Source organism: Streptomyces pyxinicus, from assembly GCF_024753135.1.
Classification (GTDB): Bacteria; Actinomycetota; Actinomycetes; order Streptomycetales; family Streptomycetaceae; genus Streptomyces; species Streptomyces pyxinicus.
Genome location: NZ_JANUGP010000025.1, coordinates 97,841 through 114,733, shown reverse-complemented (window position 1 = coordinate 114,733; position 16,893 = coordinate 97,841). Strand labels below are relative to the sequence as shown.

At 74.0% G+C, this 16,893-nt stretch carries 15 protein-coding genes; 12 read left to right on the top strand and 3 right to left on the bottom strand.

Annotated features, from left to right (window positions below):
• The first annotated feature begins 144 nt into the window (after positions 1-144).
• On the top strand, positions 145-966 hold the full coding sequence (locus NX794_RS27255) for an FAD binding domain-containing protein (protein ID WP_258781720.1): 822 nt from the start codon (positions 145-147) through the stop codon (positions 964-966).
• The gene (locus NX794_RS27250) at positions 963-3,731 is read left to right on the top strand and encodes a molybdopterin-dependent oxidoreductase (protein ID WP_258781719.1); all 2,769 of its coding nucleotides are present in this window, start codon (positions 963-965) and stop codon (positions 3,729-3,731) included. The genes NX794_RS27255 and NX794_RS27250 overlap by 4 nt, the downstream gene beginning before the upstream one ends.
• On the opposite strand, the gene NX794_RS27245 is transcribed toward NX794_RS27250, so the two are convergent.
• A complete protein-coding gene (locus NX794_RS27245) occupies positions 3,679-4,515 on the bottom strand; it encodes an NAD(P)H-binding protein (protein ID WP_258781718.1) in 837 nt (278 codons plus the stop codon). The two genes, NX794_RS27250 and NX794_RS27245, sit on opposite strands and share 53 nt — an antisense overlap.
• Positions 4,512-4,937: a nuclear transport factor 2 family protein gene (locus NX794_RS27240; RefSeq protein WP_258781717.1), complete on the bottom strand. Its 426-nt coding sequence runs from the start codon at positions 4,935-4,937 to the stop codon at positions 4,512-4,514. The genes NX794_RS27245 and NX794_RS27240 overlap by 4 nt, the downstream gene beginning before the upstream one ends.
• Before the next feature lie 104 nt (positions 4,938-5,041).
• Here NX794_RS27240 and NX794_RS27235 point away from each other — a divergent pair, with 104 nt between their 5' ends.
• The 4 genes from NX794_RS27235 to NX794_RS27220 all read left to right on the top strand — a co-directional run bounded on the left by NX794_RS27235 (position 5,042) and on the right by NX794_RS27220 (position 9,635).
• A complete protein-coding gene (locus NX794_RS27235) occupies positions 5,042-5,638 on the top strand; it encodes a TetR/AcrR family transcriptional regulator (RefSeq protein WP_258781715.1) in 597 nt (198 codons plus the stop codon).
• Positions 5,639-5,764: 126 nt separating this feature from the next.
• Positions 5,765-7,057, top strand: a complete 1,293-nt coding sequence (locus NX794_RS27230; RefSeq protein ID WP_258781714.1) for a hypothetical protein — start codon at positions 5,765-5,767, stop codon at positions 7,055-7,057.
• A 215-nt stretch (positions 7,058-7,272) separates the two neighbouring features.
• Positions 7,273-8,403 (top strand): aromatic acid exporter family protein, encoded by a 1,131-nt coding sequence (locus tag NX794_RS27225; protein ID WP_258781713.1) that lies wholly within the window; start codon positions 7,273-7,275, stop codon positions 8,401-8,403.
• Positions 8,400-9,635 (top strand): PP2C family protein-serine/threonine phosphatase, encoded by a 1,236-nt coding sequence (locus tag NX794_RS27220; RefSeq protein ID WP_258781712.1) that lies wholly within the window; start codon positions 8,400-8,402, stop codon positions 9,633-9,635. Before NX794_RS27225 ends, NX794_RS27220 begins: the two co-directional genes overlap by 4 nt.
• On the opposite strand, the gene NX794_RS27215 is transcribed toward NX794_RS27220, so the two are convergent.
• Positions 9,587-9,937, bottom strand: a complete 351-nt coding sequence (locus NX794_RS27215; RefSeq protein ID WP_258781710.1) for a DoxX family protein — start codon at positions 9,935-9,937, stop codon at positions 9,587-9,589. The two genes, NX794_RS27220 and NX794_RS27215, sit on opposite strands and share 49 nt — an antisense overlap.
• A gap of 97 nt (positions 9,938-10,034) precedes the next feature.
• On the opposite strand from NX794_RS27215, the gene NX794_RS27210 reads away from it, so the two are divergent.
• From NX794_RS27210 to NX794_RS27185, 6 genes are all read left to right on the top strand, one after another.
• The gene (locus tag NX794_RS27210; RefSeq protein WP_258781709.1) at positions 10,035-10,931 is read left to right on the top strand and encodes a LysR family transcriptional regulator; all 897 of its coding nucleotides are present in this window, start codon (positions 10,035-10,037) and stop codon (positions 10,929-10,931) included.
• A gap of 187 nt (positions 10,932-11,118) precedes the next feature.
• Complete coding sequence (locus NX794_RS27205) at positions 11,119-12,651, top strand: hypothetical protein (protein ID WP_258781708.1); 1,533 nt, start codon at positions 11,119-11,121, stop codon at positions 12,649-12,651.
• A 93-nt stretch (positions 12,652-12,744) separates the two neighbouring features.
• Entirely contained in the window at positions 12,745-13,833 is a 1,089-nt protein-coding gene (locus NX794_RS27200) for an NADH-quinone oxidoreductase subunit B family protein (protein ID WP_258781706.1), read from the top strand.
• Positions 13,834-13,935: 102 nt separating this feature from the next.
• Positions 13,936-15,717 (top strand): nickel-dependent hydrogenase large subunit, encoded by a 1,782-nt coding sequence (locus tag NX794_RS27195; RefSeq protein ID WP_258781705.1) that lies wholly within the window; start codon positions 13,936-13,938, stop codon positions 15,715-15,717.
• Entirely contained in the window at positions 15,710-16,279 is a 570-nt protein-coding gene (locus NX794_RS27190; protein ID WP_258781703.1) for a NifU family protein, read from the top strand. The genes NX794_RS27195 and NX794_RS27190 overlap by 8 nt, the downstream gene beginning before the upstream one ends.
• Positions 16,276-16,872 carry a DUF5947 family protein gene (locus NX794_RS27185; RefSeq protein WP_258781702.1) on the top strand — a complete coding sequence of 199 codons (597 nt, stop codon included), beginning with the start codon at positions 16,276-16,278 and terminating at the stop codon, positions 16,870-16,872. Before NX794_RS27190 ends, NX794_RS27185 begins: the two co-directional genes overlap by 4 nt.
• Positions 16,873-16,893: the final 21 nt, after the last annotated feature.

The window sequence follows — 16,893 nt, the reverse complement described above, 5'->3', positions numbered from 1 at the left end:
AATTCGAGTCATCGCATGGTAAATGCCAGGCGCATGGAGCGGAATGCCTCTTGGTGAATCCTCCAGGACCGGGGCCCGTGCGGCCGTCGTTTCCGTGTCGGCAACCAGTCGCCGCGAGGCGGTGCGCGTTGCTTCACTGCGGGCATGGACCTGAACACGGTGGTGGAGGTGCGGGACGCGCGGCATCCGGTGCCCTGGCGGCCGGGCGACGCCTGGCTGGGCGGCGGCACGTACCTGTTCTCCGAGCCGCAGCCGCACCTGCGCCGGCTGATCGACCTCTCCCGCACCGGCTGGACCCCCGTGCTGCGGCACCCGGACGGCGCGCTGGAGATCGCCGCCACGTGCACGATCGCCGAGCTGTCCCGGTACGCGAAGGAACTGGCGGCCGAGGCGGCACCGCTGTTCGAGCAGTGCTGCCGGGCGTTCCTCGCCTCGTTCAAGATCTGGAACATGGCGACCGTCGGCGGGAACCTGTGCAACGCGCTGCCGGCCGGTCCGATGACCTCGCTGACCGCCGCGCTGGACGGGGAGTGCCTGCTGCGGGCGCAGGACGGCGCCCGCCGCCGGGTGCGGGTGACCGACTTCGTGACCGGCGCCGGCCGCAAGGACCTGGCGGAGGGCGAGCTGCTGCGGTCGGTCACCCTCCCGGGGCGCGCCCTGCGCTGCCGTACGGCGTTCCGGCAGGCGTCGCTGTACGGGCTGGGGCGCTCGGGGGTGCTGGTGATCGGCGTCCTGGACCTGCGGGACGGCTCGCTCGCGGTCACGCTCACCGCGTCGACGGTCCGGCCGGTGCGGCTGTGGTTCCCGCTGCCGCCGTCCGCCGCGGCACTGCGGGCGGCGATCGGCGGGGCCGTCGCCGACGACGAGTGGTTCGACGACGTCCACGGACTGCCCGAGTGGCGGCGGCACATGACGTTCCGGTACGCGGAGGAGATCCGCCGGGAGCTGGAGGGAGCGGCGCGATGAGGGTCGAGGTCAACGGGCGCGCGCACGAGGAGGAGCCCCGTCCCGGGCAGTGTCTGCGCACCTATCTGCGCGACCGGGGCTGGTTCGGGGTGAAGAAGGGCTGCGACGCGGGCGACTGCGGGGCCTGCACGGTCCATGTGGACGGCCGCCCGGTGCACAGCTGTCTCTACCCGGCGTTCCGGGCGGACGGCCGGGCGGTCACCACGGTGGAGGGCCTGGCCGCGCCGGAGGGCGACCTGCATCCCGTGCAGCGCCGGTTCCTGGACGCCCAGGGCTTCCAGTGCGGTTTCTGCACGGCCGGGTTCCTGATGACCACGGCCGCCCTCGACGAGGAGCAACTCGCCGACCTGCCCCGGGCGTTCAAGGGCAACCTGTGTCGCTGCACCGGGTACCGGGCCATCGAGGACGCCGTACGCGGGGTGCGGAATGTGGAGGAACCCGCGCCCGGCGAGTCCGTCGGCCGGAGTCTGCCCGCGCCGGCCGGACCGCAGGTCGTCACCGGTACGGCCCGCTACACCTTCGACATCGAGGTGCCCGGCCTGCTGCACATGAAGCTGCTGCGGTCGCCGCACGCGCACGCCCGGGTCCTCGCGGTCGACACCTCGGCCGCGCTGCGGCTGCCCGGCGTGCACGCCGTGTTCACCCATCACGACGCGCCCGGACGGCACTTCTCCACCGCCCGCCACGAGCACCCCGAGGAGGATCCGGCCGACACCCGGGTCCTCGACGACACGGTCCGCCACGTCGGGCAGCGGGTCGCGGCCGTGGTCGCCGACAGCGAGGGGATCGCCGAGGAGGCCTGCCGGCGGATCGAGGTGACGTACGAGGTGCTGCCCGCCGTACTGGACCCGGAGGAGGCGATGCGGCCGGGGGCGCCCGTCGTGCACGACAAGGACGCGGTCACCGCCCGGATCTCCCGCCCGCGCGACAACGTCGTGGGCGAGGCGCACGGCGAGATCGGCGACGTGGCGGCGGGTTTCGCCGAGGCCGACGCCGTGTACGAGGGCACCTTCCGCACCCAGCGGGCGCAGCACGCCAGTCTGGAGACGCACGGCGCGGTCGCCTGGATCGACGAGGACGGCCGGCTCACCGTGCGCACCAGCTCCCAGACCCCGTTCCTGACCCGCCGGGCCCTGTGCGCGCTCTTCGACCTGCCGCTGGAGGAGGTGCGGGTGGTCGCGGGCCGGGTCGGCGGCGGGTTCGGCGGCAAGCAGGAGATGCTGGTCGAGGACGTCGTGGCGCTGGCCGTGCTGCGGCTGCGCCGGCCGGTGAAGCTGGAGTACACCCGCGCCGAGCAGTTCTACGGCGCCACCACCCGGCACCCGTTCACCATCGAGATCAAGGCGGGCGCCCGGCGCGACGGCACGCTCACCGCGCTGCGGCTGCGGGTGGTGTCCAACACCGGGGCGTACGGCAACCACGGCCCGGCGGTGATGTTCCACAGCGTCGGCGAGTCCATGGCGGTCTACCGCGCCCCGCACAAGAAGGTCGACGCCTATTCGGTGTACACGCACACCGTCCCGGCGGGCGCCTTCCGCGGCTACGGGCTCGGCCAGGTGTCGTTCGCCGTCGAGTCGGCCTTCGACGAACTCGCGCGCCGGCTGGGCCTGGACCCGCTGGAGTTCAAGGCACGCAACATCATCGGTCCGGGCGAGGCGATGGTCACCCCGGGCGGGCACGAGGAGGACCTGCACATCGCGAGCTACGGCCTCGACCAGTGCCTCGCCGTCGTGCGCCGGGCGCGGACGGAGGGGGCCCCGCCCGCGCCGGAGGGCTGGCTGGTCGGCGAGGGGGCCGCGCTCGCCATGATCGCCACCGGGCCGCCCGGCGGGCACATCGCGGACGCCCGGGCCGCGCTGCTGCCCGACGGCGGCTTCGATCTCGCCGTCGGCACCGCCGAGTTCGGCAACGGGACGACGACCGTGCACCGGCAGATCGCGGCCGGTGAACTCGGCACCACCGTCGACCGGATCGCGGTCCGCCAGTCCGACACCGACGTCGTACGGCACGACACGGGCGCCTTCGCCTCCACGGGCACGGTCGTCGCGGGCAAGGCCACCCTGCGCGCCTCCCGGGCCCTGGCCGACCTGCTGTTCGACTTCGCCGCCGCCCACCTGCGGGTGCCGCGCGCGGACTGCCGGCTCACCGAGGAGGCCGTCCTGCACCCCGGTGGCCGGCTGCCGCTGAAGGAGCTGTACGCGGCCGGCCGGGCGGTGGGCGTCGGGTTCGCCGCCGACGGGCACTTCGGCGGCACCCCCCGCTCGGTCGCCTTCAACGCCCAGTGGTTCAAGGTCGCCGTCGACCCGGACAGCGGCGAGATCCGCATCCTGCGCAGTGTGCACGCCGCCGACGCGGGCAAGGTGATGAACCCGATGCAGTGCCGGGGGCAGGTCGAGGGCGGTGTCGCGCAGGCGCTCGGCGCGACCCTCTTCGAGAACGTCCGGATCGACGCGCGGGGGGCGGTCGAGACGGCCGCGTTCCGCCGTTACCGGCTGCCGCAGTACGCCGACGTGCCGCGCACGGAAGTGCACTTCATGGAGACGGCGGACGCGATCGGGCCGCTCGGCGCCAAGTCGATGAGCGAGAGCCCCTTCAACCCGGTGGCGCCCGCCCTCGCCAACGCCCTGCGGGACGCCACCGGCGTCCGCTTCACGGAACTCCCGCTGACCCGCGACCGGGTGTGGCTGGCCCTGCGGGACGCCGGCCGTGCCGTCACTCCTCCCGCTCCAGCAGGGCGCGGAAGGAGCCGGGCGGGCGGCCGGTGACACGCCGGACGGTGTCGGTGACCCGGTCCTCCGCCCCCTGCGCGACGGCCCGGTCCAGGCCGGCCAGCAGGGCGGCGAACTCCGCCGGCATCAGCGCCGCGAGCCGGTCGCGCAACTGCTCGTACGACAGCCGGTGGTGGACCACGCTCCGGCCGGTGACCTCGGTGGTGATCGCGGCGATGTCGTCGTAGCCGAGGGCTTCGGGGCCGGTGAGGACGAGGTCGGGGCCGGGGACGTGGTCGTCGGTCAGCGCGTGGCAGGCGACGGCCGCGATGTCCTCGGCGTCCACGAAGCCGACCCGCCCGCCGCCGGCCGCGCTCCGGATGACGCCCTCGTCCCGGATGCCGCGGGCGTGCAGGTGCGTGCCGGTGAAGTTCTGCATGAACCACGAGGGCCGCAGGACCGCCCACTCGGCGAACAGGCCGGGCAGGGCCTCGTGCACCACGCCCACGGCCGGGCCGCCCGCCGGGACCGCCGAGGAGCTGAGCAGCACCGCGCGCCGCACCCCGGCGGCGCGGGCCCGCCGGAGAAACGGCAGCATGACCGCAGCCGGGTCGCTGTCGCCCACGGGCGGGACGAGGTAGAGGCGGTCGACGCCGTCGAGGGCGGCGGCGTGGGTGCCGGGCTCGTACCAGTCGAAGGCGACCGGCTCCGCGCCGGGCACCGGTGTGGCGTTCCGGCTCGCGGCCTTGACGCGGTGTCCGGTGGCCGTCAGCCGCGCGGTGACACGGCTGCCGGTGGTTCCGGTGGCGCCGACGACGAGCGTGGCGGGGGTGGTGGTCATCGGCTGCTCCGGGTGAAGTCGGTGCCCGGTTCGAGCACCGCGAGGGGGTTCCAGTAGTCGCGGTAGGAGGTGATCAGCCCGTCCCGGACGGTCACGACGGCGATGTACGTCATCTCGAAGGGGCCGCCGGTCGCCACCAGACGGCCGACGGCGCGCATCTCCACCACGATGGTCTCGGGGTCGGTGGTCTCGTGGATCAGCACATCGGGGAAGTCGTGCAGGTCGATGTGGTCGGGGTACGGGCGCATGTAGGCGGCGACGGCCGCCCGCCCCGCCAGCCGCCGGGGCCGGCCCTCGGGGGCGAAGGGGAACTCCATGACGCCGTCCTCGGCCCACAGGCCGACCCAGCCGGCGATGTCCTTGTCGAGGAGCAGCCGCAGACTGTGGCGGTAGAGGTCGGGCGGGGAAACGGGTGCGGACACGGGAATCCTCCCTCTCATAGAATACGGACCCGAGGTCCGCTTCAACGATACGGACCCGGGGTCCGCTTTGCAAACGGAGGACGAGGCATGACGGAGGACCAGGCATGACGACCGAGCGCAAGCCCCGCAAGGACGCCGCCCGCAACCGGGAGGCCGTCCTCGCGGCAGCCGACGCCCTGTTCGCGCGCGAGGGGAGCCCCGACGACGTCACCATGGCGGATGTCGCGGCGGCGGCCGGCGTCGGCAAGGCCACCCTCTTCCGGGCCTTCGGCGACCGCCCCGGACTGCTCCGCGCGCTGTACGAGGCACGGCTCGCGCCGGTCAGGGAGGCGATCGAGTCCGGCCCGCCGCCACTCGGACCCGCCACCCCGCCACGGGAGCGGGTGCCCGCCCTGCTCGACGCCGTCCTGTGCTTCAAGCTCGACAACCGGCGCCTGGCGGTGGCCCTGGAGGAGAGCGGCACCAACAGCCCCTACCAGGCGGCGCATTACCAGCGGTGGCACGGCCTGCTGCGCGGTGTGCTGGAACAGGTCCCCGGGCTGCCCGACGGCGACTTCGCCGCCCACGCCCTGCTGGCCGCCGTACGCGCCGATCTCGTGGAGCATCTGGCCGGGCGGGAGCGGATGCCGCGCGAGAGGATGCGGGAGCGACTGGCGGAGTTCACCGCCCGCGTCCTGGGCACGGCCCCCGGGACCGGCTGACAAAGATATACGTGCCCTGTACAACCCTTCCGTCCCGCCGACGGTCTTGAGTTGCGGGAACGGGTGTTCAACCGCCTTTCCCCACAGCGCTTTTGTCCCCCACCGCTGTCCTCCGGAGAGGAACCCATGCCTTTCACCGCCCCCGGCCCCCGTGCACTGAGGCAGTCCGCCGGCGCGATCGGCGCCCTCGCCCTGCTCGCCCTGGGCGCCGCGCCGGCCGTCGCCGACGACGCCGCGACCGGTCCGGTGCTGGGCGGCATCGCGCCGGTCGACGGGGTGAAACCGGGCGCCCAGGTCCCGGTGTCGGCCACCTTCACCAACACGGCCGGCTCGGCGCTGGCCAAGGTCTACCTGTCGTACTCCGTCACCCGCGGCCTGAGCCACACCGAGGTGCCCGCCAACTGCCTGCGCTACGAGGTCGCCCCCGCCGACGAGGCGCCCGGCCGGTCCGACGTGGTCTGCGAGTTCGACCAGGCGGTGCAGCCAGGCGTCGTCTACGGCACCGCGAAGCCGCTGACCCTGAAGGCCCTCGACCACGCCCTCTACGACGAGTTGCGGGTGACCGTCGACACCCACGACCCCGCGCCGGAGGAGGGTGCCGGCGAGCCGGTGCGCGGCACGGCTCCCGCGGTCGGCCTGGTCGAGCGGCCCGGGGACACCCCGGCGGCTCCCGGCTCGGCGCGGCACGACGGCTGGGACGCGGCGACCGTCGCGGTGACGGCCGACAACACGGCCGACTTCCAGGTGACCGGCGCCGAGTTGGAGGGCCGGGTCGGGCAGAGCGTGCCACTGAAGGTGACGTTCACCAACGCGGGACCGGGTTGGGTGCTCCGGGGCCTCGACAAGCCGGCCACGCACGTCCTGGTGAAGCTCCCCGAAGGCACCTCCGTGACGAAGGCCGACGGCTTCTGCGACAAGGTCTCCGCCCGCTCCTACGACTGCGGCACCAGCCAGCGCTGGGTGAACGAGAACGCCGGGGAGACCTACCACTTCACCCTGCGCGTCGACAAGGCCGTGACGGGCGCCGCCGGTTCGGTGGCGCTCACGGGCGCGACGCGTCCGTTCGACCACGAGAAGACGAACGACACCGCCCGCGTCACCCTGGACGTGCAGGACTCCACGGGCGGCGGCGGGTCCACGTCGACGTCCGGCGGCACGGGCGGCGCGAGCACGACGGGCGGCACCGGCACGTCCGGCTCCGCAGCCGGCGGCTCGTCCACCGGGGGCACGGGGAGCACGGGCGGCACCGGCACCTCCGGCTCAGCGGCGAGCGGTTCGACCGGCAGCACCGGGTCCGCCGCCACGGGCGGCAACCTGGCGAACACCGGCTCCGGACCGATGCTGCCCGTCGCCGCCGCGGCGGCCGCCGCCGTGGTCGTCGGCGCCGGGGCGATCATCGTCGTACGGCGCCGCCGCTGAGCCCCGCCGCGTGGTCGCACGGTGAGATCGTTCGGGCTGTCGTCCTTCCGTGGCGAACCGCTCCATGGTGAAGGCTTGGCCAGACGCCCCCTACGTATCCCTTATTCGCCTCCTGCCCCATATGTCCGATTACTCTTGGCGGCCGTGCCCGGGCCCGGTGAGGGCCCCGGCGACCGGACGGTGATCGCGCGACGGGCGAAGGAGGCGGACGAGGCATGCACGGCACCCGGCTCTCCGCGCGCTTCCGGCACCTCGGTGGCGCCGAGGCCGCCCGGGCCGCGGTGGCCGCCGGGCTGACCTGGCAGACCTGTACGGCGCTGCTGCACACGTCCGCCCCCTACGCGGGCGCCGTCGCGGCGGTGCTCATCGTGGAGACCACCGTGGTGGGCACCGCCGGCGCCGCCCTGCGCTACGCCGCCGGCTGTCTGCTCGGGGTCCTCGTCGCCGTGCCCGGCGCGCTCTACGTCGAGCCCGCGACGGCCGGTCTCGGACTGGTCGCGTTCGCCTCCGTGCTGCTGGCCCGGCAGGGCTTCCTCGGTCATTACGGCCTGCACGTGCCGACGACCGCGCTGCTCACCTACGCCATGGTCCGGGGCCGCCACTCCGGTGAGGTGGTCTCCCACCTCGCGGAGATCGTGCTCGGCATCGCCTTCGGCCTGGCCTGCGGCGCGCTGCTGTTCCCGGCCGTGCGTGTACGGTCCGCCGAGCGGGCCCTGGACGACCTGCGCCTGCTCACCGCCCGGTCCCTGGACGGCCTGGCCGCCGCCGTCGCCCGGCACGAGCGTCCGCGCGACCTCCTCGGACCGACCTGGCAGGACGACCTCGACAGGGCGCTGGAGCGCGCCCGCGGGGCCGTGGAGGAGGCCCATGAGAGCCTGCGCTGGAACGTCCGCCCGACGGCCCGCCGGCGCCGCTGGCATCTGGACCGGCGGGTACTGCGCACCCTGACCGAGGTGGCCCACCGCGCCGCCGCGACGGGCCGCCTCCTGGACGCGCACCCGGCGGCCACCACCGGGGAGACCGCGCCCTCGGCCCCCGCCGCCGGGGAGTCCGCGCCGGGAGCCGGCACCCCCCGCACTGAGCCCTACCCACGGCTGCTGCGCACGGCCGCCCTCTGCGTCTACTCCTGCCGGGGCGGTCGCCCGCACCCGGCCCTGCCCGCCGCCCGGCACGCCCTCGCCCGGCTGGACACGGCGGATGGCGGTCCGCCCGCCGGCACCGCCGGGGACCCGCGCCTGCTGGAGCACCTCGGGGCGGTCCTGGACCGCCTCGCGGCCCCCGCGCCCGCGCCGCCCGCCCGGCCCCACCACCCATCCGCCCGCCACCGGCTCTCCCCAAGACGATGACCTCACAGCACACCACCACGCGCCCCCTCGACACCGGCACCGAGCACGACCACCGTCACCCGCCCCTGCTCCCCGGCACGGCACCCGTGCTGCTCCTGCTGGTCGTCGCCGTGACCGACCTGCTGACCCCCGACTGGCTGCACGTCCTCCCGGTGATGGCGGGCGTGCCGGTGCTGGCCGCCGCGCTGCTGTCCTGCCGGGCGACGGCGGCGCTCGGCGCGGCCACTCTCGCCGTCACCGCGCTGCTCCAGACGGACTCGGGGCGGTGGGGGCGTCCGGACGGGGACGTCACCCTCGTCACGCTGGTCGTGGCCGGGCTCGCCTCGCTCGCCGCGTGCTCCCTGCGGCAGCGCCGGGAGGCCCAGCTGCGGCGGGTCCGTTCCGTCGCCGAGACCGCGCAGCGCGCGTTGATGCACCCGCTCCCGCCCCGGATCGGCCCGCTGGAGCTGCGCGGGGTGTATCTGCCGGCCGAGTCGGAGGCGCGGATCGGCGGCGACTTCTACGAGGCGCTGCGCACCCCGTTCGGCCCGCGCGTGCTCATCGGCGACGTCCGGGGCAAGGGCCTGACGGCCGTGGACGCCTCGGCGACCCTGCTCGGCGCGTTCCGTGAACTCGCCTACCGGGAACCCGAGTTGACGCGGGTGGCGGAACAACTGGACGAGCGGGCCCGGCGCCAGATCGCCGCGCTGGACGGGACACCGCACCAGGACGGCGTGGGCGCCCTGTTCGCGGAACGGTTCGCGACCGCGCTCCTCGTGGAGTTCCCGCCCGGCGAGCCCGTGGCCCGGATCGTGCACTGCGGTCACCCGGAACCGTACGTCCTGCGCGCGGGCGCGGTACGGCCCCACGAGCCGCACCAGCCGGGCGCGCCGCTGGGGCTCGGCGACCTGCTCGACGCCCGGCCGGTCGCCGAGACCGTTCCGTTCGCCCCCGGCGACCGGCTGGTGCTGTACACCGACGGTTTCATCGAGGCCCGGGACCGCGGCGGCCGGTTCCACGACCTCGCCGCGCAGGTCCGCGCCCATGCGGACCGGCCGCTGGAGACGATGGTCACCGCCCTCCGCCGGGACCTCCTGCACCACGTCCGGGTCGACCTCGACGACGACGCGGCCCTGGTCGCGATCGAACGCCTGCCCGATGAGGAAGAGGACCGGTCGACGGACGGCCGTGATCCCACCGCCCCTCAGCGCTCCAGCGCCGACACCAGCGCGCCCACGGCCAGCGCGAGGTAGAGGGCAGGGAAGGCGATGTTGTGGAGGACCCGGGCCCGCACATGGGCGCCCACCGCGCCGACGTAGAAGAGCACCAGCCCGGTGCCGGCCGCGATCCCCAGCGGCCGGACGCCGGCCAGCCCGAGGAGCAGGCCCACCGCCCCGGCCGCCTTCAGCAGGGCCAGTACCGGTATCCAGGCGGGCGCCACCCCCACCTCGGCGGAGTTGGCGAGCACGACCCGCGCCTTCGCCAGGTCGGCGGCGGCGATCCCGGCATTGGCCAGGACGGCCGCACAGATGACGGTCACCCAGACGATTCCCACAGCGCGCCTCTCCCTCTCGCCTACTCCCCCGAGGACGTCTCCAGGCTCGCCGAGCGTCCACCGCGCCGTCCAATACCTGCGTCTATAACCTGGAGGAATGGACGCCGACACCCGTCTCCTGCGGTCCTTCCTCGCCGTCGCCGAGGACGGCAGCCTGACCCGCGCCGCCGAGCGGGTGTACGTCTCCCAGCCGGCCCTGACCAAGCAGATCCGGCAGTTGGAGACCCAGCTCGGGGTGCGGCTCTTCGACCGGTCGCGCAGCGGGATGGCGCTCACGGAGGCGGGCCGTGAGCTGGCGCGGCGGGCGCCCGAGGTGCTCGCGGCCTGGGACGGCGCGGTGCGGGCGACGAAGCGCGCCGAGCGGCGGTCGGCGCGGGTGCTGCGGGTGGGGTTCATGGCGAGCGCGGCCAACGAGGCGACCCAGGCCATCGTCGCCGAGTTCGCCCGCCGCCGGCCCGGCTGGCGCGCGGAGCTGCGGCAGGCCGCCTGGACCAACCCGAGCACCGGGCTGGCCGACGGCGACGTGGACGTCGCGCTGCTGCGGCTGCCGTTCCCCGGCCGGTCGGCGCTGCGCGTCGAGGTGCTGTTCACCGAGCCGCGCCTGGTGGCGCTGTCCGCAGCGCACCCGCTCGCGGAGCGCACGCAGCTCGACTTCCGCGAGCTGTGGGACGAGCCGTTCGTCGCCGCGCCCGAACAGACCGGCGCCTGGCGGGACTACTGGCTGGCCGCCGACGAGCGCGAGGGGCATCCGGTCCGCGTGGGCGCGGTCACCGAGCAGCCCGACGAATGGCTGACCGCCATCGCCGGCGGCTACGGCATCGCCCTCGCCCCCGAGTCCGCCGCCCGCTTCTACGCCCGTCCCGGTGTCGTCTACCGGCCGGTCACCGGGGTGAGCCCCAGCCGGGTCGGGGTGGCCTGGGCACCGGCCGACGACCGCAATCCGGTCGTACAGACGTTCGTACACTGCTGCCTCGCTCTCGCCCGGGCCTCCTGACCTGGGGCGACGCGCCGCGATTCGCCTGACCGGCCCAATGAGGGTGCGCCTGAGGGGCGATGTCCGGTGACGGGAGCGACCGTGGTGGAAGGAATCCGCGCGTGCACAGCGGACGTCCGCGCGTGCACAGCGGACGGACGCGTGCGCCGAGGACGACGGACGTGTGCACCGAGGACGAGGAGGCGGCATGGCGGACCCAGTCGGCACGGCGGGCGCGCTCGTGGTGGACGGCGCCGGCCCGGCCCCCGACCGGCCCGGCGGTGTCTTCGCCCGGATCAGCGCCGTCGCGGACGCCGTGCTGTACGAGGGCTACCTGCTCTACCCGTACCGCCGGTCCTCACCGAAGAACCGGGTGCGCTGGCAGTTCGGGGTGCTGCTGCCCCGGGACTGGGTGGAGCGCGACGGGCCGGTCACGCCCGGGATCTCCGGGTCCGCGGACTCCTGGTACCAGCGGACGCAGTGCCTGGTGCGGGCGCCGGGCGGGGACGCGGTCGTACGGGTGCGGGTCCGCTACCTCCAGACGCAGGACAAGCGGGTGGAGGCGGCCGGCCCGGACGGGGCGTACCGCGCGGTGGAGTCCCTGCGGACCGCCGACGGCGCCGTCCATCTGTCGTTCGAGGAGGCCGTCGCCCGCGAGGGCGAGCTGACGGTGCCGCTGGCGGAGCTGCCGCGGGGCGCCCGCAGCGAGGCCGTCGGCGCGTCCGGCGGCGAGGAGAGCGAGCCGCTGCCGGACGGGACCGGCCGGATCGTACGGCGGCGCCAGGAGGTGCGGGCCACCACGACGGTCGAGGCCGAGCCGCTCGGCGCGGACCTCTACCGGCTGACGGTGCGCACCGAGAACACCGGGCGGGCGGCGGACCCGGCGGCCCCGCGGGGCGAGGCCCTGCGGCAGGCGCTCATCGCCACGCACACCCTGATCGGCGGGGAGGGCGTGGAGTTCGTGTCGCAGATCGATCCGCCCGCCGAACTGGCCGAGCGGACCCGCGCGTGCCGCAACGCCTTCACCTTCCCGGTGCTCGGCGACGCGCCCGCCGGAACCGGGACCGTCGTGCTCTCGGCGCCGATCATCCTCCCCGACCGGCCCCAGGTGGCCCCGGAGAGCCCCGGCGACCTGCACGACGCGGCCGAGATCGACGAGATCCTCACCCTGCGCACGATGCTGCTCACCGACGAGGAGAAGGCCGAGGCCCGTGCCACCGACGCGCGCGCCGCCGAGATCCTCGACCGGGTGGACACCATGCCCCCGGAGGTCCTCGCCCGCCTGCACGGCACCATCCGCTCCCTGACCCCGGCAGAGCCCCGCCCCGCCGCCGCGCGGCCCGCCTGGTGGCGGGAGGGCGCGGACGACGGGCTCTCCCCCGCGACCGACACGGTGTTCGTGGCCGGCGTGCCGGTCGGCGGCGGCAGCCCGGTGCGGCTGCGCCCGCGCGGCCGGGGCGCCGACGCGCAGGACATGTTCCTCGCCGGCCGGACCGCCCACGTCGCCGCCGTCTTCCACGACGTGGACGGCGGAGTCCGTCTCGCCGTCACCGTGGACGACGACCCCGCGGCCGAACTGCACGAGTGGTACGGCCGCTTCCACTACTTCCGGCCCGACGAGGTCGAACCGCTCGCGGGCGGCGACGCGCCGGGCCCGGACCGCTCGCCCCGGCCGCACTCCCCGCGGCCCGCCCGCCCGGCCGACCGGTCGGAGGAGGGACGGTGCGATGGACGCCCGTGACGTGCCGGCGCCCGACCCCCGTACGACGCCCGCGGCCCACCCGGCCGCGGCCCACGACCGACTCCGACCCCGGAAGCGACGGAGGCAGCGGACATGACCACGCAGAGCGGTACGACCGAGGTGAGCGGCGAGCCCAGCCGGTCCGAGGTACGCGAGGGCATCGACGAGATCACCATCCTGTGGATCTCCGAGGGCATGAGCTGCGACGGCGACACCGTGTCGCTGACCGCGGCCGACCAGCCCTCCATCGAGGACGTGGTGCTCGGTCTCATCCCGGGCCTGCCCAAGGTGAACCTCGTCAACAAGGTGCTGTCACCGAGCCTGGGCGGCGAGGACTTCCTCGCCCCCTACCGGGCGGCGGCCCGGGGCGAGCTGAGCCCCTTCATCCTGGTGATCGAGGGCTCCATCCCGAACCAGAACATCATCGACGGCGACGGCTACTGGACGTCGTTCGGCAACGACCCGGAGACCGGCGAGCCGCAGACCCTGAACGACTGGATCGACCAGCTCGCGCCGAAGGCGTGGGCGGTGGTGGCGGCCGGGACCTGCGCGACCTACGGCGGCATCCACGCCATGGCCGGCAACCCCACCGGCTGCATGGGCCTCGCCGACTACCTCGGCTGGGACTACACGTCGGTGGCCGGGCTGCCCGTGGTGAACGTGCCGGGCTGTCCCATCCAGCCGGAGAACTTCATGGAGACCCTGATCTGGGTGCTCCAGCACGCGGCCGGCGCCGCTCCCCCGCCGCCGCTGGACCACATGCTGCGCCCGCAGTGGCTGTTCGGGAAGACCGTGCACGAGGGCTGCGACCGGGGCTCGTACTACGAGCAGGCAGACTTCGGCCTTGACTACAACTCGCCCAAGTGCCTGGTGAAGACCGGCTGCTGGGGTCCGGTCGTCAACTGCAACGTGCCCAAGCGGGGCTGGATGGCCGGGATCGGCGGCTGTCCCAACGTGGGCGGCATCTGCATCGGCTGCACCATGCCCGGCTTCCCGGACGCCTTCATGCCGTTCATGGACGAGCCGCCCGGCGGCACCCTGTCGTCCATGGTCATCAAGCCGTACGGCGCGGTCATCCGCCGGCTGCGCGGCCTGACCAACGACATGGTCAACCACGAGCCCAAGTGGCGCCACAACAAGCAGAAGCTGACCAGCGGCTTCGACCCGCGCTGGCGCGCCTGACACCACCGGGCCGACCGCCCGCCCAGGAAGAGCCTCCGAACCGCAGATCCCGCAGATCCAGCAGATCCCGCAGATTCCGAAGAGCGAGGGGCAGCACCGCACATGACCACCACCGAGTCCCGCAAACCCGCCCAGATCGTCGACATGTCATGGGATCCGATCACCCGGATCATCGGCAACCTGGGCATCTACACGAAGATCGACTTCGCCAACCGGGAAGTGGTCGAGTGCCACAGCACCTCGTCGCTCTTCCGGGGCTACTCGGTGTTCATGAAGGGCAAGGACCCGCGCGACGCCGGCTTCATCACCTCCCGCATCTGCGGGATCTGCGGCGACAACCACACCACCTGCTCCAACTACGCCCAGCAGATGGCCTACGGCGTCAAACCGCCGAAGCTGGCCGAGCACATCACCAACCTCGGCGAGGCCGCCGAGTACATGTTCGACCACACGATCTTCCAGGACAACCTGGTCTTCGTGGACTTCTGCGAGGCGATGGTCAAGGCCACCAACCCCGGGGTGCTGGCCCGCGCCGAGCGCACCGACGCCCCGCGCGGCGACATCCACGGGTACCGGACGATCGCCGACATCATGAAGGCCTTCAACCCCTTCGAGGGCGAGGTCTACAAGGAGGCGCTGAAGGTCAGCCGGGTGACGCGGGAGATGTTCTGCCTGATGGAGGGGCGGCACGTGCACCCCTCCACGCTGTACCCGGGCGGTGTCGGCACGATGCCGCAGCCCAACACCTTCACCGACTACCTGTCCCGGCTGATGCGCGTCATCGACTTCGTGAAGAAGGCGGTGGCGATGAACGACGACGTCTTCGACTTCTTCTACGAGGCGCTGCCGGGCTACGAGGAGGTCGGCAAGCGCCGCATCATGCTGGGCTGCTGGGGCGCCTGGCAGAACCCGGACGTGGTCGACTACCGCTACTCGACGATGAACGAGTGGGGCAAGGCGATGTATGTCACCCCGGGCATCATCGTGGACGGCAAGCTGGTCACCAACAACCTGATCGACATCAACCTCGGCCTGCGGATCATGCTCGGCTCGTCCTTCTACGAGGACTGGGTCAACGAGCAGCCCTTCGTCACCCACGATCCGCTCGGCAACCCCGTCGACATGCGGCACCCGTGGAACCAGACGACGGTGCCGGTGCCGCAGAAGCGCGACTTCGACGGGAACTACAGCTGGGTGATGAGCCCGCGCTGGTACAACCCGGCCGGCGACGAGCACCTGGCGCTCGACACCGGCGGCGGCCCGCTCGCCCGGCTCTGGTCGACCGCGCTGAGCGGCCTGGTCGACACGCCGTACGTGAAGGCCACCGGCAGCAGTGTGAAGATCTCCCTGCCCAAGGGCGAGTCGCTGCCGGAGACCACGCTGGAGTGGCACATCCCGAAGTGGAGCAACACCATTGAGAGGGACCGTGCCCGGCCGTACTTCGTCGCCTACGCCGCCGCCATGGCCCTGCAGTTCCTGGAGGAGGCGATGGGCATGCTCCGCGACGGCGACACCAAGGTCTTCCAGAACTTCGAGGTGCCCGACGAGGCGATCGGCTGCGGCTTCCACGAGGCCGTGCGCGGTGTCCTCTCCCACCACCTGGTGATCCGGGACAAGAAGATCGCGAACTACCACCCGTACCCGCCCACGCCGTGGAACGCCAGTCCCCGCGACATCTACGGCACCCCGGGCCCGTACGAGGACGCGGTGCAGGGGCAGCCGATCTTCGAGGAGAACGGCCCGGACGACTTCAAGGGCGTCGACATCATGCGCACCGTGCGCAGCTTCGACCCCTGTCTGCCCTGCGGTGTGCACATGTACATGGGCAAGGGCAAAACGCTGACCACCGTGCACTCGCCGACCTACGGGGCGAACCATGGCTGACGGCGCCCGGCTGTCCGACCCGGCCGTGGAGGCGCGGCTGGGCCGGCTCGACGAGCTGCTGGCCGAGCTGGAGCCGGCGCCCGGACCGGCGCTGGAGGCGGTGGGTCTGCTCACCGAGGTGTACGGCGAGGCCCTGGCCCGGGTCCTGGACGGCGCCGACGCGTCGCTGCGCGCGCGCCTCACCGAGGACGAACTGGTCGGGCACCTGCTCGTGCTGCACTCCCTGCACCCCGAGTCCCCGGAGCAGCGGGCGGCCCGGGCCGTGGAGCGGCTGCGGCCGGCCGTGCGCGAGCGCGGCGGCGACGTGGAGTGGGCCGGTGTGGACGGCGAGGTGGCGCGGGTGCGGCTGAGCACGGGCGGCGGCGGCTGCGGGAGCGGCTGTGGCGCCGGGGGCGGGGCCGACATCGCGGCGGCGGTGCGGGAGGCGGTACTGGCCGCCGCGCCGGAGCTGACCGGGGTGGAGACGGTACCGGGCGAGGACGAGCGCCGGGCGGCCCCCGCCTTCGTACCGCTGGCCACGCTGACCCGCCGCACCGAGGCCCGGCCGCAGGGAGCGCGGTGACCATGGACGGAGCGCTGGCCCGGGTCATCCGCTCGGCCGCCGACCGCACGGCGGCGGCCGGCGTCGAGCGCTGCGAGCTGTGCGCCGCCCCGGTGCCCGGCGGACACCCGCACCTGTACGACACCCCGGACGGCGAGGTGCGGTGCGTGTGCCGGCCCTGCTCGGTGCTGTTCGCCGGGGACGGCGCGGGCCAGGGCCGGTACCGGCTGGTGCCCCGGCGCCGGGTGCGGCTGCCGGCCGTGGACACCGGGGTGCTCGGGGTGCCGGTGGGGCTGGTGTTCTTCGTGCCGCGTGCCGACGGCACCGTCACCGCGCAGGGTCCGAGCCCGGCCGGTGCGATGCGCTGGGAGGTGGACGCGGGGGCCTGGGAGAAGCTGGCGGCGATGTGTCCGCGGCTCGCCTCCGTGGCACCCGACGTGGAGGCGCTGCTGGTGAACACCGTGCGCGGCCTCGACGAGCACTGGATCGTGCCGGTCGACGACTGCTACCGGATGGTCGCCCTGATCCGCCGCGAGTGGCGGGGCCTGTCCGGCGGCTCCCGGGTCTGGCCGGCCGTGGAACGGTTCTTCGCGGAGCTGACCGAGCGGTCGTGAGGACCGGGAAGGAGATCGATC

What these genes read in the sequence shown, in the direction of transcription:
- NX794_RS27255 (WP_258781720.1), top strand. Translation starts at nt 145, where the DNA reads ATGGACCTGAACACGGTGGTGGAGGTGCGGGACGCGCGGCATCCGGTG.
- NX794_RS27250 (WP_258781719.1), top strand. Translation starts at nt 963, where the DNA reads ATGAGGGTCGAGGTCAACGGGCGCGCGCACGAGGAGGAGCCCCGTCCC.
- NX794_RS27245 (WP_258781718.1), bottom strand. Translation starts at nt 4,515, where the DNA reads ATGACCACCACCCCCGCCACGCTCGTCGTCGGCGCCACCGGAACCACC.
- NX794_RS27235 (WP_258781715.1), top strand. Translation starts at nt 5,042, where the DNA reads ATGACGACCGAGCGCAAGCCCCGCAAGGACGCCGCCCGCAACCGGGAG.
- NX794_RS27230 (WP_258781714.1), top strand. Translation starts at nt 5,765, where the DNA reads ATGCCTTTCACCGCCCCCGGCCCCCGTGCACTGAGGCAGTCCGCCGGC.
- NX794_RS27225 (WP_258781713.1), top strand. Translation starts at nt 7,273, where the DNA reads ATGCACGGCACCCGGCTCTCCGCGCGCTTCCGGCACCTCGGTGGCGCC.
- NX794_RS27220 (WP_258781712.1), top strand. Translation starts at nt 8,400, where the DNA reads ATGACCTCACAGCACACCACCACGCGCCCCCTCGACACCGGCACCGAG.
- NX794_RS27210 (WP_258781709.1), top strand. Translation starts at nt 10,035, where the DNA reads ATGGACGCCGACACCCGTCTCCTGCGGTCCTTCCTCGCCGTCGCCGAG.
- NX794_RS27205 (WP_258781708.1), top strand. Translation starts at nt 11,119, where the DNA reads ATGGCGGACCCAGTCGGCACGGCGGGCGCGCTCGTGGTGGACGGCGCC.
- NX794_RS27200 (WP_258781706.1), top strand. Translation starts at nt 12,745, where the DNA reads ATGACCACGCAGAGCGGTACGACCGAGGTGAGCGGCGAGCCCAGCCGG.
- NX794_RS27195 (WP_258781705.1), top strand. Translation starts at nt 13,936, where the DNA reads ATGACCACCACCGAGTCCCGCAAACCCGCCCAGATCGTCGACATGTCA.
- NX794_RS27190 (WP_258781703.1), top strand. Translation starts at nt 15,710, where the DNA reads ATGGCTGACGGCGCCCGGCTGTCCGACCCGGCCGTGGAGGCGCGGCTG.